Origin of the sequence: Klebsiella pasteurii, assembly GCF_018139045.1 — a bacterium.
Classification (GTDB): domain Bacteria; phylum Pseudomonadota; class Gammaproteobacteria; order Enterobacterales; family Enterobacteriaceae; genus Klebsiella; species Klebsiella grimontii.
Genome location: NZ_CP073236.1, coordinates 5,251,678 through 5,278,456 on the forward strand (window position 1 = coordinate 5,251,678; position 26,779 = coordinate 5,278,456).

Sequence of the window (26,779 nt, forward strand, 5' to 3'; positions counted from 1 at the left end):
AGCGCTTTTCAGAATAGCGTTTTCTGAAAAAAGCGCAATCTTTTACAGTTCGCGTTTTTTCGCCTGCGCCATCATCTGCGGGTAGAAGCGCCAGAACTGCTCCTCCAGCCGGTCGTAGTGGGTATCCAGATCCTGCCAGGAATCGCGCAGGGCATCCAGCCGCGGACGGCGGCTGGCCATCCCGTTCAGCACGCGCTGAATAAACTCCATATCCCGATAGCGTTCAAGCCAGCGCTCAGACCAAAGGTATTCGTTGAGATTGACAAAACGCGGCGGAGAATCGGGCAAAATAAACGTGACCTGGGCGTGGGCGTAGCGGACAAACTCCGGCAGCGGCAGTTCGGGCGACAGCTGCGCCCAGTGGCGTGACAAGAAATGGTCCCACATCACGTCCAGGGTGATGGGCGCGACCCGGCGCGTTTCGGGGCGAAACCACCCTTTGGCTTCGGCGACTTCGGGCAGGTTATCCGTCAGTACATCGATCCGCCGGTGCATAAAGATGCCCTCTACGACGTCAGCCGGCCATTCGCCGGCGGGGTCGCCGCGAACGAAATCGGCCAGTAAATTACCGGAAAGGGAGCTGTCAGCGAGATGGGCAAGGTGCAGGTGTGCGAGAAAATTCATGCGATTCGTTATCCGGATACGGCTAGTTGTTGCAGCGAAGAGGTGTGAGCACTAGACTAAGCCGCCTGTTTTTAAGTCATGAGTATATGCCATGCGCGTCGCCGATTTCTCCTTTGAGTTACCCGAATCCCTGATTGCCCACTATCCCATGCCCGAGCGCAGCAGCTGCCGCTTGCTGTCATTAGACGGGCCGACGGGCGCGCTGACGCACGGTACTTTCACCGATTTACTCGACAAGCTCAACCCAGGCGACCTGCTGGTTTTTAATAATACCCGCGTGATCCCGGCCCGCCTGTTTGGCCGTAAAGCCAGCGGCGGCAAGATTGAGGTGCTGGTCGAGCGTATGCTCGATGATAAACGTATTCTGGCACATATTCGCGCGTCTAAAGCGCCGAAACCCGGCACTGAGCTGCTGCTTGGCGACGATGAGAGCATTAAAGCGACGATGGTTGCACGCCACGACGCGCTGTTTGAAGTGGCTTTCGACGACGCGCGCAGCGTACTGGATATTCTCAACGCTATCGGCCATATGCCGCTTCCGCCGTACATTGAGCGTCCGGACGAAGAGGCCGACCGCGAGCTGTATCAGACCGTATATAGCGAAAAACCGGGCGCCGTGGCTGCGCCCACCGCCGGCCTGCACTTTGACGAGCCGCTGCTGGCGAAGCTGCGCGAAAAAGGCGTTGAGATGGCGTTTGTTACGCTACACGTCGGAGCGGGGACCTTCCAGCCAGTGCGCGTAGACAGCATTGAAGACCACATTATGCACTCTGAATATGCGGAAGTGCCGCAGGAGGTGGTCGATGCGGTGCTGGCGGCAAAAGCGCGCGGGAACCGGGTGATTGCGGTCGGGACGACCTCGGTGCGTTCGCTGGAAAGCGCGGCGCAGGCGGCGAAAAACGATCTGATTGAGCCCTTCTTCGGCGATACGCAGATTTTTATCTATCCGGGCTATCAGTACAAAGTCATTGATGCGCTGGTGACCAACTTCCATCTGCCTGAATCCACGCTGATTATGCTGGTCTCCGCGTTTGCCGGCTATCAGCACACCATGAACGCCTATAAGGCTGCGGTAGAACAAAAATATCGCTTTTTTAGCTACGGGGACGCGATGTTTATCACGTACAATCCGCAGGCTATTTTTGAACGTGTCGGGGAATAAGTCCGCGATGCGCGTGTTTAACGTCAGACTGTTTTTCTGACGCAGGAGTGATAATGAAATTTGAGTTAGATACTACCGATGGTCGCGCGCGTCGCGGCCGTCTTTTGTTTGAGCGCGGCGTCGTTGAAACGCCAGCGTTTATGCCGGTCGGCACCTACGGTACCGTAAAAGGAATGACGCCGGAGGAAGTTGAAGCGACCGGCGCGCAAATCATCCTCGGCAATACCTTCCACCTGTGGCTGCGTCCGGGCCAGGAAATTATGAAGCTGCACGGCGACCTGCACGACTTTATGCAGTGGAAAGGGCCGATCCTCACTGATTCCGGCGGCTTCCAGGTCTTCAGCCTCGGCGATATTCGCAAGATCACCGAACAGGGCGTGCATTTCCGCAATCCGATCAACGGCGATCCGATTTTCCTCGATCCGGAAAAATCGATGGAGATTCAGTACGATCTCGGTTCCGATATCGTGATGATCTTCGATGAATGCACGCCATACCCGGCGGACTGGGATTACGCTAAGCGTTCGATGGAAATGTCCCTGCGCTGGGCGAAGCGCAGCCGCGACCGTTTTGACGGTCTGGGCAATAAAAATGCGCTGTTTGGCATTATTCAGGGCAGCGTTTACGAAGATTTACGTGATATCTCTGTTAAAGGTCTGGTAGAGATTGGCTTTGATGGCTACGCTGTCGGCGGTTTGGCTGTCGGCGAGCCGAAAGAAGATATGCACCGTATACTGGAGCACGTCTGCCCGCAGATCCCGGCCGACAAGCCGCGATACCTGATGGGCGTCGGTAAGCCGGAAGATCTGGTCGAAGGGGTGCGCCGCGGGATCGATATGTTCGACTGCGTCATGCCGACGCGCAATGCGCGCAATGGCCACCTGTTCGTCACCGACGGCGTGGTGAAAATCCGCAACGCGAAGCACAAGAGCGATACTTCGCCGCTGGATGCAGAATGTGATTGCTACACCTGTCGCAACTATTCACGCGCTTACTTGCATCATCTGGACCGTTGCAACGAAATATTGGGCGCGCGCCTCAATACCATTCATAACCTTCGTTACTATCAGCGCTTAATGGCTGGTTTACGCAAGGCTATTGAAGAGGGTAAATTAGAGAGCTTCGTGACCGATTTTTACCAACGTCAGGGTCGAACCGTTCCACCTTTGAACGTTGACTAATTTTAATAATGAGGGAATTTCAATGAGCTTTTTTATTTCTGATGCGGTAGCAGCAACCGGTGGCGCGGCGCAGGGTAGCCCGATGTCTCTGATCCTGATGCTGGTGGTGTTTGGTCTGATTTTTTACTTCATGATCCTGCGCCCACAGCAGAAACGCACCAAGGAACATAAAAACCTGATGAACTCCATTGCCAAAGGCGATGAAGTACTGACCAACGGCGGCCTGGTTGGGCGCGTCACTAAAGTCGCGGAAAGCGGTTACATCGCTATCGCGCTGAACGATACCACTGAAGTGGTTATCAAACGTGACTTCGTAGCTGCCGTTCTGCCGAAAGGCACCATGAAGGCGCTGTAATTACCCATTTTCCCTAAGGGAACTGCCGTGTTAAACCGTTATCCTTTGTGGAAGTACGTCATGCTGGTCGTCGTTATTGTCGTCGGCTTAGTGTATGCGCTTCCCAACCTGTATGGTGAGGATCCGGCTGTTCAAATCACTGGCGCGCGCGGCGTCGCCGCCAGTGAGCAAACGCTGATCCAGGTCCAGAAAACACTACAAGAAGAAAAAATTACCGCGAAGTCTGTGGCACTGGAAGAGGGCGCAATTCTTGCGCGCTTCGACACCACTGATATCCAGCTGCGCGCGCGCGAAGCGCTGATGGGCGTGCTGGGTGACAAATACGTCGTGGCGCTTAACCTTGCTCCGGCAACCCCGCGCTGGCTGGCGGCCCTTTATGCCGAGCCGATGAAGCTGGGTCTTGATCTGCGCGGCGGCGTGCACTTCCTGATGGAAGTCGACATGGATACCGCGCTGGGCAAACTGCAGGAACAAAATATCGACAGCCTGCGCAGCGAACTGCGTGATAAAGGCATTCCTTACGCGACCGTGCGTAAAGAAGACAACTACGGCCTGAGCATCGCTTTCCGCGACAGCGCCGCGCGCGACCAGGCTATCTCCTACCTTAGCCCTCGTCACCGCGATCTGGTTATCTCCACTCAGGGCAGCACTGGCCTGAAAGCCGTGATGACCGACGACCGTCTGAAAGAAGCTCGCGAATATGCCGTTCAGCAGAACATCAATATCCTGCGTAACCGTGTAAACCAGCTGGGCGTTGCCGAACCTCTGGTTCAGCGTCAGGGCGCCGACCGTATTGTGGTTGAACTGCCGGGTATCCAGGACACCGCGCGTGCGAAAGAGATTCTCGGCGCGACCGCGACCCTGGAATTCCGTCTGGTTAACACCAACGTTGATAGCGCCGCGGCGGCCTCCGGTCGCGTTCCGGGCGACTCGGAAGTGAAATATACCCGCGAAGGCCAGCCGGTTGTGCTGTACAAGCGCGTCATCCTCACCGGTGACCACATCACCGACTCGACGTCGAGCATGGATGAGTACAACCAGGCGCAGGTTAACATCTCCCTGGATAGCGCTGGCGGCAACATCATGTCTAACTTCACCAAGGACAACATCGGTAAACCGATGGCGACCCTGTTTGTGGAGTACAAAGACAGCGGTAAGAAAGATGCCAATGGTCGTGCGATTCTGGCGAAAGAGGAAGAGGTGATTAACATCGCCAACATCCAGTCTCGTCTGGGTAACAGCTTCCGTATTACCGGCATCAGCAACCCGACCGAAGCGCGTCAGCTTTCTCTGCTGCTGCGCGCAGGCGCGCTGATTGCGCCGATTCAGATTGTTGAAGAACGGACCATCGGTCCAACCCTCGGTATGCAGAACATCAAGCAGGGCCTGGAAGCGTGTCTGGCCGGTCTGGTGGTCTCCATCCTGTTTATGATCTTCTTCTACAAGAAGTTCGGCCTGATTGCGACCTCTGCGCTGGTGGCTAACCTGGTGCTGATTGTCGGCATTATGTCCCTGATTCCGGGGGCGACGCTGACCATGCCGGGGATTGCGGGGATCGTCTTAACCCTTGCGGTGGCGGTCGATGCGAACGTTCTGATTAACGAACGTATTAAAGAAGAGCTGAGCAACGGGCGTTCCGTGCAGCAGGCGATTGACGAAGGTTATCGCGGCGCGTTCAGCTCCATCTTTGATGCCAACATTACGACGCTTATCAAAGTCATTATCCTGTACGCGGTCGGTACCGGTGCCATTAAAGGGTTTGCGATTACCACCGGTATCGGTATTGCGACCTCAATGTTTACCGCTATCGTCGGCACCCGTGCCATCGTGAACCTGCTGTACGGCGGCAAGCGCGTTAAAAAGCTGTCTATCTGAGGAGTGCGTTGTGGCACAGGAATATACTGTTGAACAATTGAACCACGGCCGTAAAGTCTGGGACTTTATGCGCTGGGACTACTGGGCTTTCGGCATTTCAGGTTTTCTGCTGATTTTGTCCATCGCTATTATTGGCGTGCGCGGGTTTAACTGGGGTCTGGATTTCACCGGGGGTACGGTGATTGAGATTACCCTCGAAAAACCTGTCGATATGGACCAGGTGCGCCAGTCGCTGCAGAAGGCGGGCTTTGAAGAGCCGCAGTTGCAAAACTTCGGTAGCAGCCGCGACATCATGGTGCGTATGCCGCCGGTGCATGACGCCAACGGCAGCCAGGAGCTGGGCAGCAAGGTCGTTACCGTCATTAACGAATCAACCAGCCAGAACGCGACGGTCAAGCGTATTGAGTTTGTGGGTCCGAGCGTTGGCGCCGATCTTGCGCAGACCGGCGCGCTGGCGCTGATCGCCGCGCTGGTGTGTATCCTGATCTACGTCGGTTTCCGCTTTGAGTGGCGTCTGGCGGCTGGGGTGGTTATCGCGCTGGCGCACGACGTGGTGATCACCATGGGCGTGCTGTCGTTACTGCATATCGAGATTGACCTGACCATCGTGGCCTCGTTGATGTCGGTGATCGGCTACTCGCTGAACGACAGTATCGTGGTATCTGACCGTATTCGTGAAAACTTCCGTAAGATTCGCCGCGGTACGCCGTACGAAATCTTTAACGTGTCGTTGACGCAGACGCTGCACCGTACCTTGATCACCTCCGGGACGACCTTGATGGTTATCCTGATGCTGTATCTCTTCGGCGGGCCGATTCTGGAAGGCTTCTCGTTGACCATGCTGATCGGTGTCTCCATCGGTACGGCTTCTTCTATCTACGTCGCGTCCGCGCTGGCGCTGAAGCTGGGCATGAAGCGTGAGCACATGCTGCAGCAGAAAGTCGAGAAAGAAGGGGCGGATCAGCCGTCAATTCTGCCGTAAGGCATTGGCGTGTTGATAAACGAATCCCGGTCGCAAGGCCGGGATTTTTTTATTACAGCCGCTCGGATTTTGGTTACTCTCCGGTATCAGCGTTAAATGACATGGAGAAATGCCGATGGCTGTCGTAACTCTTTCCACCGTTCCTCAACCCCCTCTCTGGCGCGATGTGCCTTCCGTTACCCTCGATGACGACACGCTGCGGCAGCGCAAAGCCAAAGTACTGGCGAAGATGCTGCAGCGCGGCTTAGACACGCTTATCGTCTATGCCGATAAAGAGCACGGCGGCAATTTTGAGTATCTCACCGGCTTTATTCCCCGTTTCGAAGAGGCGCTGCTGGTGCTGCATCGGGACGGCGAGGCGGTGCTGGTGCTGGGCAACGAGAATCTCAAGCTCGCAGGCTATGCCCGGCTGGAAAACCGGGTCATTCACGCTCCGTGGTTTTCGCTGCCTAATCAGCCGATGGATACCCGCAAAACCCTGGCTCAGTTGCTCCAGGAGGCCGGCGTCGCCGCGGGAAAAAGTATCGGCCTGGCGGGCTGGAAGCTCTTTACCGGCGCGGCTGATGACCGCTCGCAGATGTTCGATCTGCCGGCATTTATCGTTGACGCTCTTCGCCAGACCGCCGGGCCGCAGGCGAAATTAAGCAATGCCACCGGTATTTTTATCGATCCGGCAGAGGGGGCGCGAATCACTAATAATGCCAACGAGCTGGCGCATTATGAGTACGGCGCTAATCTGGCTTCTACCGCGATTTTGACCGCGCTTAACGCCATTGCGCCGGGTAAAACGGAAAAGCAAATCGGCGCGCTGCTGGCGGCGGAAGGGCAGCCTAATAGCGTGGTGATGATTGCCGCCACCGGCGATCGCTTTGCCTGGGCGAATCTCTATCCGGGCGATAAGGTCATTCAGCGCGGAGATAAATTCTCGCTGACCACCAGCTTCAAAGGTGGCCTGAGCAGCCGCGCCGCTTACGTGGTGGCCGATGAGCGCGAGCTGGCGCCGGAAGTCGCCGATTATCTTGAGGTGGTGGCGAAGCCCTACTTTAAGGCGGTGGTTAACTGGCTGGAAAATCTGCGCATTGGCATGCGCGGCGGCGATATGTATGCGCTGATAGAACAGGTGTTGCCGAAGGCGGAATATCACTGGCACCTCAATCCCGGGCATCTGGTCGCGGATGAAGAGTGGCTCTGTTCGCCCATTGGCCCCAATTCAGCCGCCACCCTGCAAAGCGGGATGATATTGCAGATCGACATCATTCCTTCCCGCGCGGGCTACGGCGGCGCAAGCATTGAAGATACCGTGGCGCTTGCCGATGGCCCTTTGCGTCAGGCGCTGGCGCAGCGCTACCCTCAGCTCTGGCAGCGTATTGTCGCCCGCCGCTTGTACATCGGCGAGCAGCTTGGCATTGTGCTGCCTGAAGAGGTGTTGCCTTTTTCCAGTACCGTGGGGTATCTGCGCCCGTGGCTGCTGAGCCGCGAGCGCGCGCTGGTGTGCGCACCCTACTGACACAATGCTGTCAGTAGGCCTGTCATACACTCCTCCTGAACCCAAACAATGGACAGGAGGATGTATGAACAACGTAATTAACTGGTTTGAGATCCCGGTGGTGGAGATGGATCGTGCCGTGGCGTTTTACGAGCCGGTGATGCAGGTGACGCTGCGTCGGGAAAAAATGGATTGCATCGAAATGGCCGTTTTTCCGTATGAGGACCCGGCTCCCGGCGGCGCGCTGGCAAAGTTCGATGGCGTTAAGCCCTCCGATCAGGGATGTATTATCTATCTGCATACTGACAATCTGGCGGCCACGCTCGATCGCGTCAACTCGGCGGGCGGAAGCTGCGTGTTTGGCCCCCTTGAGCTGGCGGACGATATCGGCACGATTGCCCTTTTTATTGATAGCGAGGGTAATCGGATTGGCCTTCACCAACCTGCGTAAATGAGACAACAGAAATGAGCCGACGCGCCGACCGCCTTTTTCAAATCGTTCAGATCCTGCGCGGTAGGAGATTAACGACCGCCGGACTGCTGGCCGAGCGGCTTGGCGTATCGGAGCGCACGATCTACCGCGACATTCGCGATCTTTCGCTCTCCGGCGTCCCGGTTGAGGGGGAGGCCGGAAGCGGCTACCGGCTGCTGGCGGGCTACGACCTACCGCCGCTGATGCTGACAACCCAGGAATCGGAAGCGCTGGTAGCCGCTATTCGGCTGCTGCAAACCTGGGGCGGCGCGTCGCTATCCCTGGCGCTGGAATCGGCGCAGGAAAAAGTGCTGGCCATTTTGCCTGCCGAGAGCCGGCGCAAGGCGGAGCAGTCGAGGCTGTTTGCTCCCGACTTTGGCGCTCAGGGCTATAGCAAAGATCAATTTGATTTAGTGCATCGGGCAGTTTCCGCCCAGCAGGCGCTGGCGCTGCACTATCGCGATGAAGCGGGAAAGGTATCGCAGCGTGAAGTGCTGCCGCTGGGGCTATTTTTCTGGGGCGAGCGCTGGCTGCTGGTGACCTGGTGTGAGCTGCGGGAAGATTATCGCTGTTTTCGCCTCGACCGCTGCCTGGAAATTTCCGCAACCGGGCGTCATTTTAGCGAACGAGCCGATCGCTCATTGAGTGATTTTTTACGTAAGGTGAGATGCGAAGAGCGCTAGCTTTTTATACTTTCCCCGGCGTATTCGCCGGGGAAAATTCGCGCCGATTAGAAGTTGTAACCAACCACGAAGTAACCACCCCAGCCGGTCGAGCGAACGTTAAAGTCGCCGTCGCCGAAGTTCAGCTTCGCGTCGTCAGCCCACTGGCCGCCGTTGTGGAAGTAACGCGCCACGACGGAGTAGTGCCAGTGATCGTAGTTCAGCGCCAGGATATGGCTGGAAGCAATGGAGTTGCTGGTGCGTGAATGCTTACCGTTCAAATCATAAGAGTTGTCATCGCCCAGATCGGAGCCCCAGTCAAAGTTGGTGAAGCCGATATAGCTCAGTGAACCGCCCCACAGGTCGGTCAGCGGCACAAAGTATTTTACTTTGAAGCGGTAGCCGTCCCACTCGTTCTCGTTAGACGCGCCATAGTTTTGCCACTGGTATTTCGCATAGACGTTCAGCGACAGGCTCATCGGCAGGCCGGTATCGATATCGGTACCCAGACCCATATACCAGGTGCTCTGACGACCGGACTTGTTGCGGCCCATGTCGTAGATGTAGTTGTTGGCGAAATACCACTCTTTAAACGGGCCGAAGCTGAGGTCGGTACCGGTCAGTTTGTCGATAGAGAAGCGCGGCTCAATTTCCATAAACAGCGGCGAACCGTGGTTCCAGATGCCTTTCGCGTTGGTGTTACCGCCGAAGAAGACCGGCGCATCCATATAGCCATAGAAATCAAACCAGTCTTTCTTGGCGAACGCTTCATATTCCAGATAAGTATCGTTACGGATCTGTGGCCCAAAACGAGTGTGGTAGCTACCCACCACGTTCACACTCTGGTGCCACCAATCAGACAGATATTGCGGTTTGTCGTTTTCTGCCGCGCTGGCAGAGAAAGATGCGGAGAGCGCCAGAGCTGCGCCGGCGGCCAGTAATGTTTTTTTCATAATGATGCCACTGTTTAAATTAAGCCTGAAGGCGTTAAAAGAAGCGCCGAAGCGTTTCTAAATATTTCGTATTTCTGTGGCGTCTATTATAGGAATCATTGCTCACAAAAATATGTGTTGTTTCACATAACGAACATTAACGTAATCGATTGCGTTCACGATTTTATGCATTTCTTGACGGAATGCCACTGAAATTCATAAATCCTGTCAATTTTTAGTGAACTGAATGGAAAATCTGTAAGTGGATTGGCGCGAGAGGGGAAGCCGGATGTTCGCGACACCCGGCAGAAGGGAGTTACGGCAGGTTTGCGGGCTGGATATCGTGGATGCGGACAAAGCCAACCTGCTCGGGCGTTACGCCATTCAGGCGCAGCGGAATATCGACATCGCTCGGCGCCAGAACGCTTGCCGGGGCGCTAATTAGCTGATTTTGCACGTTAACTTCCTGATAGCTCTCAGTGGTGCCGCTGATCTGCCCCGAGGCCACCGTCGCGCTAAAGGCCGGCAGCGGATCGTTTGATTCACCCTGGATGCGCAGCGTCAGGCGGGTACCGTCGCCATCCTGAGTGATATTGAGCAGAGACATGCGCAGGGTACCGATCTGGCTTTTCAGGCGGGCCGGCGTTTTCGCGGCCGGCAGCAGATAAACGCCGCTGCTCGATTTCGCATTCAGCACGTTTTGCTGGGTGATTTTGACCGTCTGCTGATTGAGTTGGGTCATCTCTTTGCTCAGCGTGCTCACGCTCTGGTTCATCTGGCGGATTTCGCTTTGCTGCGCGCAGGCGCTGAGGGTGAAAATGCTACCCACAATGGCCAGTTTTAAATAACGTCTTGTCATAGTTGGGATTCCGTTAACAGAGGATGCTTAATGGTAGATCGTTCGGATAATCGCACTATAGATCCTTTGTCTCAAAAGCTCTTTCTTTGTTGTCGGGTCACTTCGCGGTAAACTACCCGTTAGTTTAACTACATGTCAGGACGCGCCATGCATTGCCCTTTCTGTTTCGCCGTAGATACCAAAGTTATCGACTCTCGTCTGGTGGGCGAGGGCTCTTCCGTGCGTCGTCGTCGTCAGTGTCTGGTCTGTAATGAACGCTTTACGACGTTTGAAGTGGCGGAACTGGTGATGCCGCGGGTCGTAAAAAGTAACGACGTGCGCGAGCCTTTTAATGAGGACAAACTGCGCAGCGGAATGCTGAAAGCGCTGGAGAAGCGTCCGGTCAGCTCGGACGACGTCGAGATGGCGCTTAACCACATAAAAACCCATCTGCGCGGGACCGGCGAGCGCGAAGTGCCGAGTAAAATGATCGGCAACCTGGTGATGGAGCAGCTGAAAAAGCTCGATAAAGTCGCCTACATCCGCTTTGCTTCCGTCTACCGCAGCTTCGAAGATATCAAAGAGTTCGGCGAAGAGATCGCCCGCTTACAGGACTGAGCCCATGCAGGACGAAATGTACATGGCGCGAGCGCTGAAGCTGGCCGCGCGCGGACGCTTCACCACTCACCCCAATCCGAATGTCGGCTGCGTGATCGTTAAAGATGGCGAGATCGTCGGCGAAGGTTTTCACTATCGCGCCGGCGAACCGCACGCGGAAGTGCACGCGCTGCGCATGGCGGGCGAAAAAGCGCAAGGCGCGACGGCGTACGTCACGCTGGAACCCTGTAGCCATCACGGTCGTACGCCGCCGTGCTGCGAAGCGCTGATTGCCGCGGGAGTAAGCCGTGTGGTAGCGGCGATGCAGGACCCGAACCCGCAGGTCGCGGGGCGTGGTTTGTACCGTTTACAGCAGGAAGGGGTAGACGTCAGCCATGGGCTGATGATGAATGAAGCCGAAGCGCTGAATAAAGGCTTTCTTAAACGCATGCGCACCGGCTTTCCTTATATCCAGTTAAAAATGGGCGCATCGCTGGATGGGCGTACGGCGATGGCCAGCGGGGAGAGCCAGTGGATCACCTCGCCGCAGGCGCGGCGCGATGTGCAGCGCCTGCGCGCGCAAAGCCACGCCATCCTGACCAGTAGCGCGACGGTGCTGGCGGATGACCCGGCGCTAACCGTACGCTGGGACGAGCTCAACGCCGACACTCAGGCGCTGTACCCGCAGGAAAACCTGCGTCAGCCTCTACGCATCGTTATCGATAGTCGGAATCGCGTCACCCCGCAGCATCGCATCGTGGAGCAGGCAGGTGAAACGCTATTTGCCCGTACCCGAGAAGATGAACGCCAGTGGCCGGAGAGCGTACGCACGCTGCTGGTGCCGGAGCATAACGGTCGCTTGGATCTGGTTGTACTGATGATGCTGCTGGGCAAACAGCAAATGAATACGATTTGGGTGGAAGCAGGCCCCACCCTTGCCGGCGCGCTGCTCGAGGCCGGGCTGGTGGACGAGCTTATCGTCTATATTGCGCCTAAACTGTTAGGCAGCGATGCGCGCGGATTATGTGTACTGCCGGGGCTTGAGAAACTTGAGCAAGCACCCCATTTCAAATTCAATGAGATACGTCATGTAGGCCCGGATATTTGCCTGCATTTAGTGAACGCTTGATTTCCCCGGACAAAAGGGAAAGCAGTGCGCCGATTATTATGATAGAATCCGCCCCCCTTGCGGGGCCAAATGAACTGAACCCGAAGGAAGAGTATGAACATTATTGAAGCTAACGTTGCTACCCCGGACGCTCGCGTCGCCATCACCATTGCGCGTTTCAACAACTTTATCAACGACAGCCTGCTGGATGGCGCGATTGACGCCCTGAAGCGTATTGGCCAGGTCAAAGATGAAAACATTACCGTTGTTTGGGTTCCAGGCGCGTATGAGCTGCCGCTGGCGGCTGACGCACTGGCGAAAACCGGTAAGTATGACGCGGTGATCGCGCTGGGTACCGTTATCCGTGGCGGCACTGCGCACTTTGAATATGTGGCTGGCGGTGCAAGCAATGGCCTGGCGCACGTCGCTCAGGACAGCGGAATCCCGGTAGCCTTCGGTGTTCTGACCACAGAAAGTATTGAACAAGCCATCGAACGCGCTGGCACCAAAGCCGGTAACAAAGGCGCTGAAGCAGCGCTGACCGCGCTGGAAATGATTAACGTATTGAAAGCCATCAAGGCCTGATTTTTGTAAGGGGAATTCCGTGAAACCTGCTGCTCGTCGCCGCGCCCGTGAGTGTGCTGTCCAGGCGCTTTACTCCTGGCAGTTGTCCAAAAACGACATCGCTGATGTCGAATACCAGTTCCTGGCGGAACAGGATGTGAAAGATGTAGACGTTCTGTATTTCCGCGAACTGCTGTCCGGAGTGGCGACTAACAGCGCGTATCTCGACGGCCTGATGAAGCCGTATCTTTCTCGTCTGCTGGACGAGCTGGGTCAGGTGGAAAAAGCGGTGTTGCGTATCGCACTGTTTGAGCTGTCAAAGCGTAGCGATGTACCGTACAAAGTTGCGATTAACGAAGCCATCGAACTGGCGAAAACCTTTGGCGCTGAAGATAGCCATAAGTTTGTCAACGGCGTGCTGGACAAAGCTGCCCCGGTAATTCGTCCCAACAAAAAGTAAACTCCAGGGCCGGTTTTTGTAGAGTCTCACTCTTGCAAACCGGCCTTATTCTTTTCTTTTTCTGAGGCATAACGTATGGCATGCGGCGAATTTTCCCTGATTGCCCGTTATTTTGATCGCGTAAAAAGCGCTCGTCTTGATGTTGAAACCGGCATTGGCGACGACTGCGCGCTCCTGAACATCCCCGAGAAAAAAACGCTGGCAATCAGCACCGACACCCTGGTGGCGGGAAACCATTTTTTACCCGATATCGACCCTGCCGACCTCGCTTATAAAGCGCTGGCGGTCAACCTGAGCGACCTGGCGGCAATGGGCGCTGAACCGGCGTGGTTAACCCTGGCCCTGACCTTGCCGGAAGCGGACGAAGCCTGGCTTGAAGCCTTTAGCGACAGCCTGTTTGTGCAGCTCAACTATTATGATATGCAGCTCATTGGCGGCGATACCACACGCGGACCGCTGTCGATGACGCTGGGTATCCACGGCTTTGTGCCGACGGGACGCGGCCTGAAGCGTTCCGGGGCGAAGCCGGGAGACTGGATTTACGTCACCGGCACGCCCGGCGATAGCGCCGCGGGTCTGGCGATTTTGCAGGATCGGCTGCAGGTTGAAGATGACTCCGACGCGGATTATCTCCTGGCGCGTCATCTGCGTCCGCTACCGCGGGTTCTGCAGGGGCAGGCGCTGCGCGATTTAGCGAATTCCGCCATCGATCTCTCCGACGGCCTGATTTCCGACCTGGGGCATATTCTTGACGCCAGCGGCTGCGGCGCGCGCGTCGATCTCGATGCGATGCCGTTCTCGGATGCGATGCTGCGCCAGGTTGAGACGGAACAGGCGCTGCGCTGGGCGCTCTCCGGCGGTGAAGATTATGAGCTGTGCTTTACCGTGCCTGAACTCAATCGCGGGGCGCTGGACGTGGCCCTTGCCAATCTCGGCGCGCGCTTTACCTGTATTGGACAGATACTTCCGCAATCGGAAGGTCTGCAGTTCATGCGGGAAGGTAAGCCCGTTACGTTCGATTTTAAGGGATACGATCATTTTGGCGCGGAGTAGAGATGCGGCGAAAAGCCGCCTGAAGATGAGCAATCCCTGGCATCTGCTGGCAACGGGCTTCGGCAGCGGCCTTAGCCCGGTAGTTCCCGGCACAATGGGGTCGCTGGCGTCGATCCCCTTCTGGTATCTGCTGACGTTACTCCCCTGGCAGCTCTATTCGCTGGCGGTGATGATGAGCATCTGCATTGGCGTCTATATTTGCCACCGTACGGCGAAAGATATGGGCACCCACGATCACGGCAGCATCGTCTGGGATGAGTTCGTTGGGATGTGGATTACCCTGATGGCTTTACCGACGATGGACTGGCAGTGGGTCGCCGCTGGCTTTGTGATTTTTCGCATCTTTGATATGTGGAAGCCGTGGCCTATCCGCTGGTTCGACCTTAATATTCACGGCGGGATGGGGATCATGGTCGACGATATCGTCGCCGGGGTGATTTCCGCCGGGGTGCTGTACGTGATTGGCCACCACTGGCCGATCGGTCTTTTCTAAATAAAATCCGGCCCGCCCCTGGGAAATCGAGCAGGCAGGCGTTTCCCGGAGGCGGTGGTGAACTCGTCGTCCGCAGATGCTGGTGAACCTGTAGCCCGGCTAAGCGCAGCGCGAGCCGGGAATCAGGTAGGGAACCGTGCGTTACTTGAACCCGACGATCGGGTGCGGTTTATACGGCGTCTCCAGCTTTTCAATCTGCTCCGGCTTCAGCGTTAAATCGACCGCATGCAGCAGCTCATCCAGCTGCTCCTGCCTTGAGGCGCCGATAATCGGCGCGGCAACGCCCGGTTTACTCAATAGCCAGGCCAGCGCGACCTGGGCGCGGTTGGCATCAAGTTCTTCCGCGACTTCAGCCAGGTTTGTCGCAATCTGTTCATCATTCTCATCCATGGCGTTGTAGAGCGATTTACCGACTTCATCTGATACCAGACGGGCGGTAGTTTCCCCCCACGGACGCGTCAGGCGGCCACGCGCCAGTGGGCTCCACGGCATCACCGCGACGCCTTCACGACTGCACAGCGCCAGCATCTCTTTTTCTTCTTCACGATAAATCAGATTGTAGTGATCCTGCATGGTGACGAAGCGGACCCAATTATTCTGCGTCTGCAACGCCAGCGCTTGGGCAAACTGGCGGGCATGCATCGACGATGCACCGATATAGCGGGCTTTACCCGCCTTGACGACGTCGTTTAGCGCTTCGAGGGTTTCTTCAATGGGCGTGGTGTAATCCCAACGATGGATTTGCAGCAGATCGACATACTCCATGCCGAGGCGACGCAGGCTGTCGTCGATGGAACGCAGGATCTGCGCGCGCGACAGCCCCTGCGGCAGATCGCCCACCTGATGGTAAACCTTGGTGGCGACGATAACGGAATCGCGTCGAGCGTATTCGCGCAGCGCGCGCCCGAGGATCTCTTCGCTGCTGCCGTCAGAGTAATTATTAGAGGTGTCGAAGAAGTTAATGCCGCCTTCGAGAGCGTATTTTATCAGCGGACGGCTACTCTCTTCCGGTAAGGTCCATGCATGGTTACCGCGGTCCGGTTCGCCAAAGGTCATGCAGCCGAGACAGAGTCGGGAAACGCGGAGATCGGTATCGCCAAGAGGGATGTAGTGCATAGTGCGCTCCTGCTACGGGTAAAGGGTATCCTTTAAGCATAGCAGGAGCGGTGACGGCAATTATGCCAGCCAGGCGTGGATTTTGGCTTCGATGCCGGCGGCGTCCAGGCCGAGGTCGGCATGCGCTTCTTCCTGGGTTCCCTGCGGGATGAAGAAATCAGGCAGGCCGAGATTCAGCACTGGAACCGCGCGGCGGCGCGACATCAGCAGCTCGTTTACGCCGCTGCCGGCACCGCCCATAATGGCGTTCTCTTCCAGGGTGACCAGTACCTCGTGTTCTGCGGCCAGCTGTAGCACCAGCGCTTCATCCAGCGGTTTGGCAAAGCGCATATCCACCAGGGTGGCGTTAAGCTTTTCCGCGACTTTTGCCGCCTGCGGCAGCAGCGTGCCGAAGTTCAGAATCGCGATTTTTTCGCCTTCGCGTTTCACCACGCCTTTACCGATAGGCAGCGAAGCCAGCGGTTCAAACGCCGCGCCGGTACCGGAGCCGCGCGGATAGCGCACCGCGCTCGGGCCGTCGTTGTAGTGATAACCGGTATACAGCATCTGGCGGCACTCGTTCTCATCGCTCGGGGTCATGATAACCATATCCGGGATGCAGCGCAGGAAGGAGATATCAAACGCGCCCTGGTGAGTTTGCCCATCTGCGCCGACAATACCCGCGCGGTCGATAGCGAACAGCACCGGCAGCTTCTGGATGGCGACATCGTGAATCACCTGGTCATAGGCGCGCTGCAGGAAGGTGGAGTAAATCGCCACCACCGGCTTATAGCCGCCAATTGCCAGACCGGCGGCAAAGGTCACCGCGTGCTGCTCGGCAATAGCCACGTCGAAATACTGGTCGGGATATTTTTTTGAGAACTCGACCATCCCCGAGCCTTCGCGCATCGCTGGCGTAACGGCCATCAGCTTGTCATCTTTCGCGGCGGTTTCGCACAGCCAGTCGCCAAAGATTTTCGAGTAAGAGGGCAGGCCGCCGCTGCTTTTCGGCAACACGCCGCTGGTGTGATCGAATTTCGGCACCGCGTGGAAGGTGATCGGGTCTTTTTCGGCGGGCTCATAGCCGCGACCTTTTTTAGTCATAATATGCAGGAACTGCGGCCCTTTCAGGTCGCGCATATTCTTCAGTGTATTAACCAGACCGATAACGTCATGACCGTCCACCGGCCCAATATAGTTAAAGCCCAGCTCTTCAAACAGCGTCCCCGGGACGACCATCCCTTTGATATGTTCCTCGGTGCGTTTGAGCAGCTCTTTAATCGGCGGAACGCCGGAGAAGACCTTTTTACCGCCTTCGCGCAGCGTGGAGTAGAGCTTGCCGGAAAGCAGCTGAGCCAGATGATTGTTTAGCGCGCCGACGTTCTCGGAGATCGACATTTCATTGTCGTTGAGCACCACCAGCAGGTCGGGTTTAATATCGCCAGCGTGGTTCATTGCTTCAAACGCCATTCCCGCGGTTATCGCTCCATCGCCAATCACGCAGACCGCGCGGCGCTGCTTATCTTCTTTGGCAGCGGCGATGGCTATCCCGATGCCGGCGGAGATGGAAGTAGACGAGTGGCCGACGCTCAGGACGTCATACTCGCTTTCTCCGCGCCACGGGAAGGGGTGCAGCCCGCCTTTCTGGCGGATGGTGCCGATCCGATCGCGGCGTCCGGTCAGAATTTTATGCGGGTAAGCCTGGTGGCCGACGTCCCAGATTAGGCGATCGAAAGGGGTGTTATAGACGTAGTGCAGCGCCACGGTCAGTTCTACCGTGCCGAGGCCGGAGGCAAAGTGCCCACTGGAACGGCTGACGCTGTCCAGCAGGTAACGCCGCAGTTCGTCGCACAGTTTCGGCAGGCTATCTTTCGGCAACAAACGCAACTCCTGGGTGGAATCCACCAGCGCCAGGGTCGGGTATTTGGCAATATCAAAACTCATCAGAGACTCATTTATTGTTTATTTATCACGCTGAATTATGTAATTCGCGAGCGCTTCCAGTGCCGTGGTATCCAGAGATTGCGCGGCCAGCTCAGTTAACGACCGGCGGGCATCGGTAATCAGGTCATGGGCCTTTTTCCGGGCTTGCTCAAGTCCCAGAAGGGCGGGGTAGGTACTTTTGCCCAGCTGCTGGTCGGCTCCCTGACGTTTGCCAAGGGTGGCAGTATCCCCTACCACGTCGAGAATGTCATCCTGGACCTGAAAGGCGAGACCGATATTTTCGGCGTATCGATCGAGAGCGGGTAGCGCCTTACGCCCGGCTTCACCTGCGCTCAGCGCGCCCATTCGTACCGCGGCGCGAATTAATGCGCCGGTTTTATGGCGATGAATACGCTCCAGCGACGCCAGGTCAACCTGATGGCCTTCCGCTTCCAGATCCAGCGCCTGACCGCCGCACATGCCAGCGATGCCGCTGGCCTGCGCCAGTTCGGAAATCATCGCCAGGCGATCGCGATCCGGCACTTCAGCCATGGGCGCATCGCTTAGTATAGAAAACGCCAGCGTTTGTAGAGCGTCTCCGGCAAGAATTGCGTTCGCTTCGCCGAATTTAATATGGCAGGTCGGCTGGCCGCGGCGTAAATCGTCATCGTCCATCGCCGGGAGGTCGTCGTGCATCAGCGAATAGGCATGAATGCATTCAACGGCGGCGGCAGGGGCGTCCAGCGTAGCGCGGCTGACGCCAAACATGTCGCCGGTGGCGTAAACCAGGAACGGGCGCAGGCGTTTGCCGCCTAATAATGCGCCATACTGCATGGCTTCAACCAGCGGAGTGTTCTGAAAAGGCTGCGGGGCGATAAAACGGCGCAGCGCTTCGTTAGCCTGCTCAACGCACGCCTGTAGCTGTTGCGGGAAGTCCATTTATTCAGCGTCCGGCGTGAAAGGAGTAAGCGGCGCGTCTTCGCTATCCGCCAGTAGAATTTGTACGCGCTGCTCGGCCTGCTGCAGCTTTGCCTGCCCCTGGCGCGCCAGCTGGATCCCGCGCTCAAATTCGCCGAGCGCTTCTTCTAACGGCAGCGCGCCGCTTTCCAGACGATTAACTATTTGCTCCAGCTCGCCCAGGGCGGTTTCGAAGCTGGCCGGGGCCTCATTTTTCTTTGGCATAGTGAATATAGACTCTTGTAATGTCTCGATGGCTATCAATATGGTAACGAAGTCGCGCGGTTAATCAAATAACGCGCAATGCCAGGTGAAAAGCGCCCAATAGTGGTATACTCCGCGCCCTGGATGCAGACGCCGGTTGCGCCTGTACAACTTTTTATGCTTAAAGCCCCGTCGGGCTTGCCAACGAATAGTGTCGCCATGAAGTTTATCATTAAATTGTTCCCGGAAATCACCATCAAAAGCCAATCTGTGCGATTGCGCTTCATTAAAATTTTAACCGGGAACATTCGTAACGTTCTCAAAAACTACGATGAGACGCTTGCCGTCGTTCGTCACTGGGATCATATCGAGGTCCGGGCGAAGGATGAAAATCAGCGTCCGGCCATTCGTGACGCCCTGACCCGTATCCCGGGTATCCACCATATTCTGGAAGTCGAAGACGTTCCTTATACTTCCCTGCACGATATTTTCGAGCAGACGCTGCCGCTGTGGCGTGAAGCGCTGGAAGGTAAAACATTCTGCGTGCGCGTTAAGCGTCGCGGTAAGCATGAGTTTACCTCAATCGAAGTGGAGCGCTACGTCGGCGGCGGCTTGAACCAGCATATTGAAACGGCGCGCGTAAAGCTGACCGACCCCGATGTGACGGTTAACCTCGAGATCGAAAACGATCGTCTGCTGCTGGTGAAAGGGCGCTACGAAGGTATCGGTGGTTTCCCTATCGGCACCCAGGAAGACGTGCTGTCGCTGATTTCCGGCGGTTTCGACTCCGGCGTCTCCAGCTATATGCTGATGCGCCGCGGCTGCCGCGTGCATTACTGCTTCTTTAACCTCGGCGGCGCTGCCCATGAAATCGGCGTGCGTCAGGTTGCGCACTATCTGTGGAACCGCTTCGGCAGCTCGCACCGCGTGCGCTTCGTGGCGATTAACTTCGAGCCGGTGGTGGGCGAGATCCTTGAGAAAGTCGACGACGGTCAGATGGGCGTGGTGCTTAAGCGCATGATGGTGCGCGCGGCGTCAAAAGTCGCCGAACGCTACGGCGTGCAGGCGCTGGTTACCGGCGAAGCGCTGGGACAGGTCTCCAGCCAGACGCTAACCAACCTGCGCCTGATCGACAACGTCTCGGATACGCTGATTCTGCGTCCGCTGATTTCGCACGATAAAGAGCACATTATTGACCTCGCGCGTGAAATAGGCACCGAAGATTTTGCCCGCACCATGCCGGAATACTGCGGCGTTATCTCGAAGAGCCCGACCGTGAAAGCGGTGAAGGCGAAGATCGAGGCGGAAGAAGAGCACTTCGATTTCAGCATTCTTGATAAAGTGGTGGCGGAAGCGAGCAATATTGATATCCGCGATATCGCTCAGCAGACCGAGCAGGACGTGGTGGAAGTGGAAACCGTTAGCGGTTTTGGCCCTAACGATGTGATCCTCGATATCCGTTCTATCGACGAGCAGGACGATAAGCCGCTGAAGGTGGAGGGCGTGGACGTCGTTTCGCTTCCTTTCTATAAGCTGAGCACCAAATTTGGCGATCTCGACCAGAGTAAAACCTGGCTGCTGTGGTGCGAACGCGGGGTGATGAGCCGCCTGCAGGCGCTGTATCTGCGCGAGCAGGGCTTTGAAAATGTGAAGGTTTATCGCCCCTAGTTTCTCAGTAGCAAGGCGCAATCATCAAAAACGGCAACCCAGGGTTGCCGTTTTGCGTTTATTCGTAGTAGTTATAAATACCGGCCGCCATCACCAGTTGGGAGGCGACTTCATGCGCTTTTTCGCGTCCAACCAGCAGATCGATCATCTTGAGGGCGAAATCAATAGAGGTTCCCGGCCCCTGACTGGTGAGCAGCTTAACGCGAGCATCCCAGACGACGCGCTTATCCTGCCACTGCTCGGCGGGGATTTGCTCTTTCAGGGCCGGAAACCCGGTCATATTGCCAATGGGGAAGAGGTTATGCGGTACCAGCACGGTCGCCGCCGCGGCGCAAATAGCCGCTACGATGCGCCCGGAAAGATGAAACTGGCGTACTGTTTCTACCAGCAGCGGGCTGTCGCGAAAGTACTCCGCGCCTTTAATGCCGCCGGGCAGAACAAGGATATCGAAATCGCCGTCGGCCACTTCCACCAGCGGCGCATCGGCCAGCAGCTTAACGCCGCGTGAGCAGACGATAGTCAGGCTGCCATCGCCGGCGACGCTGGCGGTGGTGACCTTTATCCCGCCGCGAACGAGTAAATCAATGGTGGTGACCGCTTCGGTCTCTTCGCTACCAGGGGCGAGGCAAATCAGTGCCGACGCGCTCATATTCATTCTCCTTACGCTTTACCAGTTCAAACAGGCGGGTATTCTCAGGTACGGCGATACCGTGGGCTCGGGCGCGTTTTAACAGATAACCGGTGATATAGTCGATTTCCGTATGGCGCTGGGCGAGAATATCCTGCAGCATAGAGGAGGTATTTTCTGCCGTACTTTCAATAACCTGATGTACATAGAATAGCAGGTTTTCCGGTGAGGTATGCATCCCCTCGCGATCCATCACCGCCGCAACTTCATAACAAATCGCGGCGACCTCCTGCGGGTATTCGCGTAAATCGCCGTTCTGACAGTTTTTTAACGCCGTCAGCGGGTTAATGACACAGTTTACCGCCAGCTTGCTCCAGGTCGCGGGGTAGATATTGTTATGCCAGGCGACGTCGGGCAGCACGCCCTGCAGTACATCGGCGAGATAGCTATAATCCTCAGGATAGGCTTTCGCCGGGCCAATATGGCTGGTGCCGTTGGCGACGTGGACGATCACGTTGCCGTCGCGGCGGGCCGCCTGCGTTGTCGAAGCCAGCAGCAGCGGCTGCTTGAGGGTCTTAAGCTCGTCAACGGTACCCATACCGTTGTGCATGAGCAGAACAGGTACTGACGACGGCAGAATGGCGCTCAGGTTTTTTACCGCGTTAGAGACCTGCCAGGCTTTGAGGGTGACCAGCAGCAGGTCGCTGCTGGCGAGAAAATCAGGATCGTTAGCGGTAAAAGATTCATTAAACACGCTGCCGTCGGTTTCAATCACATTGACACTACAGAATGGCTGTGGGACGCGTAACCAGCCCTGGACTTCATGTCCGTGTTTGAACAGCGCAGTTAGCCATAACTGTCCCAGTGCACCGCATCCGAGTACGGTTACTTTCATTATTCCTCCTCACCTGTGAGTGCTGCATCAGGTGCTCATGGCTAAAGTATAGCGTTATCAGTTATCCTTTCGGGATAACAAGTTGAGTTATGTCGCGTTGCGGGTATTATGCAACGCAAAAGAAACGGAAGGAGAGGAAAAGATGCCATCTTTCGATATTGTCTCTGAAGTCGATCTTCAGGAAGTTCGAAACGCCGTAGAGAACGCGACCCGTGAAGTTGAATCGCGTTTTGATTTTCGTAACGTCGAAGCGAGCTTTGAGCTGAACGAAAAAAACGAGACCATCAAGGTCCTCAGCGAGTCTGATTTCCAGATTAACCAACTGCTGGATATTCTGCGCGCTAAGCTGCTGAAACGCGGAATCGAAGGCAGTTCTATTGAGGTGCCGGATGAGTTCGTGCACAGCGGTAAAACCTGGTTTGTCGATGCGAAGCTGAAGCAGGGCATTGAAAGCGCGACGCAGAAAAAAATCGTCAAGCTGATTAAAGACAGCAAGTTGAAAGTACAGGCGCAGATCCAGGGCGAAGAGATTCGCGTCACCGGTAAGTCTCGCGACGACCTGCAGGCGGTTATGGCGCTGGTGCGCGGCGGTGATTTAGGTCAGCCGTTTCAGTTCAAGAATTTCCGCGATTAGTCAGCATGTTCAGATAGTTTGCGCTTATCCGGCTCATGAGACCGGATAAGCCGCAGCTCATTTTCACTCACATTCTTAATCATGACTTTTAAATGTGAAATAAATGAGTTCAACTACACAATAATATTCACTTCAATTAATCAGTCCCCTCTCAGCCTTCAACTGGGCCCTGTTCTCAGGTATCAAACCCGCGTATCGAGTATGATTGGCAAGCGGTACAGAGTACGCCAGTTGCATAATGCTGGCGATAGGCAGCAAGGTTATGTCTTTAAACTTGCATTCAAATTTATAATTCATGTTCTGCCATGCTAACTCCTCAGTAGCCTATTCATTTACTTATTAGCGTTTTTATCGATTAAAAAGTCGGTTGGATTATTGGATACTCACTATTTTTCCGCTATGTAAAATTTGTACGATCGGGAAATATGAAGCTTTTTTATTCATCGTGATTATTATTTTCCTGGTTTTTATTATTATAATTTAATGTTCAACAACACATTGTATAGGGGGGCAAAGTGATTTCAGCAGAGTAATACTAACATCTGGATGCTTACAAGATTTCTCACTCTATTAATCTTGTGAAATGAGTTTTCTAGCGAATAGTACCTGGGTGAATGGTGATTTTATCTGAGGTTGATATTTAAACCCAACAAAATCAAAGAGTTGGTGAGTGTTTTTAGACGGTGTTATTCCTTTGATTTGCAGGAGAAAAGAGTCATCACAGAGTCGAGGATGGTAAAACCCTGAGGATTATTTTTCAGGAAATATTCATTTTTGATCTTAGTCATGAAATTCTGGAAGTTAATATAATGGGTGATAATTCACTTTTATTTATAAAACTATTCGGGGAAAGTATAGCGAAGTCAGTAAAGTGTTGTATGAAATCGCTGTGGCCGATAAGGATAATATAAGCGGCCTTAACGATAAGGTGCAGTACAGGTATAAGCTTAAACGGGTAACAACCTCTGTAGAGGATGAATTTCGTAATTTCAAATTATAATCCGCAATACGTTTTGCTTAAAAAACATTAAAGTTTATGCTTCATATATTTCATAAATCATATTGGCTACTTTATACAAGATGTTGATGAATTGAATGTGATTTACACTCAAGGATCGGTACGCAAATTAGTGTACTAAAAATGGCCTGATGTGAATGACGATACTGCACATTGTGTAATTCCATTAGGCCGTGCTCTATCAATACTATCTGAAAAGGTTTATATGAAACATTACGCGAATAAAAAGAGAATGCTAAAATTAAATCCTCTTGCTGCTTCTATATTACTGCTTTTGCCGGTAATAGCCCATGCTGATATCTCAATTATTAATGGGAACGTCACGTTAGCAAACGGTGTTCCTGTTGTGAATACTAAAGAAGCAAATAGCAAAGGTCTTTCACATAACGTTTATGAATCACTGAACGTGGGCAAAGAAGGGGTTATTTTCAATAACTCCGCCAGCGCCGTGCAAACGACACTGGCGGGGCAGATTGAGGGTAATGCTAATCTCGCGGGTGGAACCGCGAAAGTTATTTTGAACGAAGTAACTTCAAAAAATGCAAGTACCATTAACGGGATGATGGAAGTGGCAGGCGACTCAGCTCATCTGATTATTGCTAACCCAAATGGGATTACAACCCAAGGGGGCGGTTTTATCAATGCGGAAAAAGGGACGCTGACGACCGGTAAGCCAAATGTAAAAGATGGTGCATTAACAGGTTATACCGTGAAGGGCGGCAATATTGCCATTGGTAACTTCCAGAGCGAATCACCTACAGAAATTTTAGCCCGTAGCGTCAAAGTGAATGGTAGTCTGAGGGTTGATGAGCTATCAGTCATCGCAGGCAATAACGTTATTGATGTCGATGGTTCTATCACCGGCGCAGTGGAGGCCATCGATAAAGCAGCTTCCTATGGCGTGGATGTCTCTAAACTCGGTGGTATGTATGCCAACCGTATTAATTTGATTAGCACTGAAGGCGGCGTTGGGGTACGTAATGAAGGGACTATAGCCGGCGGTGCCAGTGGTCTTAATATCACTAGCAACGGTAGGCTAATAAATAACAGCGCTATAATCCAATCTAGTGGCGACATAGCTGTAAATACTAATGGTGCTCTGGATAATATAAGCGGTAAAATTAACAGTGGTAGAAGTATTACAATTGAGACTGCTAAAAACAGCATCAATAATACCAACGGGGGTAATATTTCAGCTGCATCAGACATCAACATTCTAAGCGGTGCACTGGATAATGCCAATGGTAAGATAGCGTCAGGAGGAATGTTAGCGGTTAATACCAATAATAATAAACTAAACAATTCTGGGATAAGCAAAAATGCTGGTATCGAAGCTGCCATTGTACTTATCGAGAGCGGAGAGCTCAGCAATAGTAATGGCCAAATGCATGGCAATTATATCAGTCTGAAGAATAGCTCTATGAACAATAACTCTGGTGTTATTGATTCCTACGGAAACGTAGAGATTGATAGTGCTGGTAACATTGAAAATATAACTGGATTGATTCGGTCCAGCGTAGCCGATGTAAAAATAAAAACTACTAAAGCCGTTAAAAATAATAATAATAAATCACTCGATCCGGCCGGTGTAGAAGCCAAAGGAATAATTTCTGGACGCGCAACAGAGATCACCGCAGATTATATTTTTAATAATGCTGGAACAATCACCTCAGCAGGTGATATTAAATTAAAGACGGCTCGAGATATCGATAACTACCAGGGAAAAATGGAAAGTAGTCAGAATATCTCAATCGAAGGACGTGAACTGCGGACCAGCCAAACAGGTATCACTGGTGTAAAAGGTATTAATATCGAGCTTAGCGACAAATTTGATAGCCGTCTTGCTGTGTTAACTTCTACCGAGGGTGACGTATCTGTTAAAGCTAAAAAAATTATTAATGACAGCTCATTGATTCTCGCCAAAAATATCAACGTTGAATCAGGTTCATATCTGGACAGCAAGTATTCAATGATGGTCTCCGATGAAAATTTGACGTTAAAGGCGGAGGGCGATATTAATGTGAGCGCTAGTAATATGTTCGGTCCTTACGCAGGACAATATTTAGGTTTCATGAACCAGGAAGGCGGCGTAATAGCTGGTAACAACCTGAATATTAGCGCAAAAAACGTCAACAATACCTCTGGGCGTATTGTCTCTCAGTCGGGAGATGCAAATATTAACCTTTCCGGTACCCTGACAAACAACAAAGGGCAGGTGGTTGCTAATTCCGGCAAAATGAACATCGCTGCCAAACATGTTGCTGCGAGTTATTCAACTATTTACAGTTCAGGCGACATGAATATCAATGTTGACTCTCTGTCTTTAGACGGTAATGGATCTATCGCTAAAAATACTGCAACTGGTATTATTTCCTCGGATAGAGATATTTTCATAAATGTTAATGGTGATTATTTCAATAATGGCTGGATTAGTGGGAAGAGGGATGTGACTGTAAAAACTACCGGCTATTTAAGAAATTCTCATACCATTAATGCTGATGGTAATCTGAACGTTAGTGGATACAATGTTGCTAACAATAAAGATATCGTTTCTGGTAAGCTATTGACGATTACTACCAATACTGATTTGACTAACAATGCAAATGGTAATATCACTGGGTATACTACCAGGGTCGATGCGAATAATATCTCTAATATGGGTAACCTGGTTGCTACATCGCAATTGAATTTGAATGTCGCAAATAATATCTACAATTATTTGAATATGTATACCGAAGGAAAAGCAGTAATCAATGCCAAAAAAGTTATTAATACTGGTTTTTGGGCCGTCTTTGGAGGGGCTCAGGGGATTCAGACAGATGCAAATATAACAAATATATTTGGCACTGTAGTTGGTAAATAAATAGAACGCTAAATATAAGGTAAAGGCAGCAAGGGATTGCTGCTTTTATC

General features: G+C 53.8%; 26 protein-coding genes. 17 read left to right on the top strand and 9 right to left on the bottom strand.

Annotation, left to right across the window (positions count from 1 at the left end):
* Window positions 1-42: 42 nt before the first annotated feature.
* Entirely contained in the window at window positions 43-624 is a 582-nt protein-coding gene (gene acpH / locus KCG39_RS24560) for an ACP phosphodiesterase (RefSeq protein WP_004129663.1), read from the bottom strand.
* A 91-nt stretch (window positions 625-715) separates the two neighbouring features.
* On the opposite strand from acpH, the gene queA reads away from it, so the two are divergent.
* The 8 genes from queA to KCG39_RS24600 all read left to right on the top strand — a co-directional run bounded on the left by queA (window position 716) and on the right by KCG39_RS24600 (window position 8,820).
* Window positions 716-1,786, top strand: a complete 1,071-nt coding sequence (gene queA / locus KCG39_RS24565; protein ID WP_087828314.1) for a tRNA preQ1(34) S-adenosylmethionine ribosyltransferase-isomerase QueA — start codon at window positions 716-718, stop codon at window positions 1,784-1,786.
* A 53-nt stretch (window positions 1,787-1,839) separates the two neighbouring features.
* Complete coding sequence (gene tgt, locus KCG39_RS24570; RefSeq protein ID WP_087828315.1) at window positions 1,840-2,967, top strand: tRNA guanosine(34) transglycosylase Tgt; 1,128 nt, start codon at window positions 1,840-1,842, stop codon at window positions 2,965-2,967.
* A gap of 22 nt (window positions 2,968-2,989) precedes the next feature.
* Entirely contained in the window at window positions 2,990-3,322 is a 333-nt protein-coding gene (yajC, locus tag KCG39_RS24575; protein ID WP_004099423.1) for a preprotein translocase subunit YajC, read from the top strand.
* Between the two features lie 27 nt (window positions 3,323-3,349).
* Window positions 3,350-5,197, top strand: a complete 1,848-nt coding sequence (gene secD / locus KCG39_RS24580; protein WP_071532289.1) for a protein translocase subunit SecD — start codon at window positions 3,350-3,352, stop codon at window positions 5,195-5,197.
* Window positions 5,198-5,207: 10 nt separating this feature from the next.
* On the top strand, window positions 5,208-6,179 hold the full coding sequence (gene secF, locus KCG39_RS24585; RefSeq protein WP_004129671.1) for a protein translocase subunit SecF: 972 nt from the start codon (window positions 5,208-5,210) through the stop codon (window positions 6,177-6,179).
* A 115-nt stretch (window positions 6,180-6,294) separates the two neighbouring features.
* Window positions 6,295-7,686, top strand: coding sequence for a M24 family metallopeptidase (locus tag KCG39_RS24590; protein ID WP_004129673.1), 1,392 nt, complete (start codon window positions 6,295-6,297; stop codon window positions 7,684-7,686).
* 64 nt (window positions 7,687-7,750) lie between these two features.
* On the top strand, window positions 7,751-8,116 hold the full coding sequence (locus tag KCG39_RS24595; RefSeq protein ID WP_087828316.1) for a VOC family protein: 366 nt from the start codon (window positions 7,751-7,753) through the stop codon (window positions 8,114-8,116).
* 14 nt (window positions 8,117-8,130) lie between these two features.
* The gene (locus KCG39_RS24600; RefSeq protein WP_004129678.1) at window positions 8,131-8,820 is read left to right on the top strand and encodes a helix-turn-helix transcriptional regulator; all 690 of its coding nucleotides are present in this window, start codon (window positions 8,131-8,133) and stop codon (window positions 8,818-8,820) included.
* Between the two features lie 47 nt (window positions 8,821-8,867).
* Here KCG39_RS24600 and KCG39_RS24605 read toward each other — a convergent pair whose 3' ends face one another.
* On the bottom strand, window positions 8,868-9,752 hold the full coding sequence (locus KCG39_RS24605) for a nucleoside-specific channel-forming protein Tsx (RefSeq protein WP_004129680.1): 885 nt from the start codon (window positions 9,750-9,752) through the stop codon (window positions 8,868-8,870).
* 295 nt (window positions 9,753-10,047) lie between these two features.
* Entirely contained in the window at window positions 10,048-10,590 is a 543-nt protein-coding gene (locus KCG39_RS24610; RefSeq protein ID WP_049114423.1) for a SadB/YajI family lipoprotein, read from the bottom strand.
* Window positions 10,591-10,737: 147 nt separating this feature from the next.
* On the opposite strand from KCG39_RS24610, the gene nrdR reads away from it, so the two are divergent.
* The 6 genes from nrdR (at window position 10,738) to pgpA (ending at window position 14,844) form a co-directional block, all read left to right on the top strand.
* Entirely contained in the window at window positions 10,738-11,187 is a 450-nt protein-coding gene (gene nrdR, locus KCG39_RS24615) for a transcriptional regulator NrdR (protein WP_004099449.1), read from the top strand.
* A 4-nt stretch (window positions 11,188-11,191) separates the two neighbouring features.
* On the top strand, window positions 11,192-12,295 hold the full coding sequence (ribD, locus tag KCG39_RS24620) for a bifunctional diaminohydroxyphosphoribosylaminopyrimidine deaminase/5-amino-6-(5-phosphoribosylamino)uracil reductase RibD (protein WP_049114422.1): 1,104 nt from the start codon (window positions 11,192-11,194) through the stop codon (window positions 12,293-12,295).
* Window positions 12,296-12,388: 93 nt separating this feature from the next.
* A complete protein-coding gene (gene ribH, locus KCG39_RS24625; RefSeq protein WP_004129690.1) occupies window positions 12,389-12,859 on the top strand; it encodes a 6,7-dimethyl-8-ribityllumazine synthase in 471 nt (156 codons plus the stop codon).
* A 19-nt stretch (window positions 12,860-12,878) separates the two neighbouring features.
* Window positions 12,879-13,298 (top strand): transcription antitermination factor NusB, encoded by a 420-nt coding sequence (nusB, locus tag KCG39_RS24630; protein WP_004099457.1) that lies wholly within the window; start codon window positions 12,879-12,881, stop codon window positions 13,296-13,298.
* A gap of 75 nt (window positions 13,299-13,373) precedes the next feature.
* Window positions 13,374-14,351, top strand: coding sequence for a thiamine-phosphate kinase (gene thiL, locus KCG39_RS24635; RefSeq protein ID WP_049114421.1), 978 nt, complete (start codon window positions 13,374-13,376; stop codon window positions 14,349-14,351).
* Window positions 14,352-14,376: 25 nt separating this feature from the next.
* Window positions 14,377-14,844 carry a phosphatidylglycerophosphatase A gene (pgpA, locus tag KCG39_RS24640; RefSeq protein ID WP_235894164.1) on the top strand — a complete coding sequence of 156 codons (468 nt, stop codon included), beginning with the start codon at window positions 14,377-14,379 and terminating at the stop codon, window positions 14,842-14,844.
* Between the two features lie 141 nt (window positions 14,845-14,985).
* Here the strand turns inward: pgpA and KCG39_RS24645 are convergent, their stop codons facing one another.
* The 4 genes from KCG39_RS24645 to xseB are packed head-to-tail and all read right to left on the bottom strand — an operon-like array spanning window position 14,986 to window position 19,044.
* Window positions 14,986-15,960, bottom strand: a complete 975-nt coding sequence (locus tag KCG39_RS24645) for an aldo/keto reductase (RefSeq protein WP_211811491.1) — start codon at window positions 15,958-15,960, stop codon at window positions 14,986-14,988.
* 60 nt (window positions 15,961-16,020) lie between these two features.
* Entirely contained in the window at window positions 16,021-17,883 is a 1,863-nt protein-coding gene (gene dxs, locus KCG39_RS24650) for a 1-deoxy-D-xylulose-5-phosphate synthase (RefSeq protein ID WP_004129698.1), read from the bottom strand.
* An 18-nt stretch (window positions 17,884-17,901) separates the two neighbouring features.
* A complete protein-coding gene (gene ispA / locus KCG39_RS24655; RefSeq protein ID WP_004129701.1) occupies window positions 17,902-18,801 on the bottom strand; it encodes a (2E,6E)-farnesyl diphosphate synthase in 900 nt (299 codons plus the stop codon).
* Complete coding sequence (xseB, locus tag KCG39_RS24660) at window positions 18,802-19,044, bottom strand: exodeoxyribonuclease VII small subunit (RefSeq protein ID WP_004129702.1); 243 nt, start codon at window positions 19,042-19,044, stop codon at window positions 18,802-18,804.
* Between the two features lie 198 nt (window positions 19,045-19,242).
* Here xseB and thiI point away from each other — a divergent pair, with 198 nt between their 5' ends.
* Window positions 19,243-20,691: a tRNA uracil 4-sulfurtransferase ThiI gene (gene thiI / locus KCG39_RS24665; RefSeq protein WP_032742058.1), complete on the top strand. Its 1,449-nt coding sequence runs from the start codon at window positions 19,243-19,245 to the stop codon at window positions 20,689-20,691.
* 58 nt (window positions 20,692-20,749) lie between these two features.
* Here the strand turns inward: thiI and yajL are convergent, their stop codons facing one another.
* Together yajL and panE are read right to left on the bottom strand one after the other, a co-directional pair.
* Window positions 20,750-21,340, bottom strand: a complete 591-nt coding sequence (yajL, locus tag KCG39_RS24670) for a protein deglycase YajL (RefSeq protein WP_004129704.1) — start codon at window positions 21,338-21,340, stop codon at window positions 20,750-20,752.
* On the bottom strand, window positions 21,303-22,214 hold the full coding sequence (gene panE, locus KCG39_RS24675; RefSeq protein WP_004129706.1) for a 2-dehydropantoate 2-reductase: 912 nt from the start codon (window positions 22,212-22,214) through the stop codon (window positions 21,303-21,305). Before panE ends, yajL begins: the two co-directional genes overlap by 38 nt.
* 142 nt (window positions 22,215-22,356) lie before the next feature.
* On the opposite strand from panE, the gene KCG39_RS24680 reads away from it, so the two are divergent.
* Window positions 22,357-22,848 (top strand): YajQ family cyclic di-GMP-binding protein, encoded by a 492-nt coding sequence (locus KCG39_RS24680; RefSeq protein WP_004129715.1) that lies wholly within the window; start codon window positions 22,357-22,359, stop codon window positions 22,846-22,848.
* A gap of 1,223 nt (window positions 22,849-24,071) precedes the next feature.
* Window positions 24,072-26,729: a two-partner secretion domain-containing protein gene (locus KCG39_RS24685; protein ID WP_211811492.1), complete on the top strand. Its 2,658-nt coding sequence runs from the start codon at window positions 24,072-24,074 to the stop codon at window positions 26,727-26,729.
* Window positions 26,730-26,779: the final 50 nt, after the last annotated feature.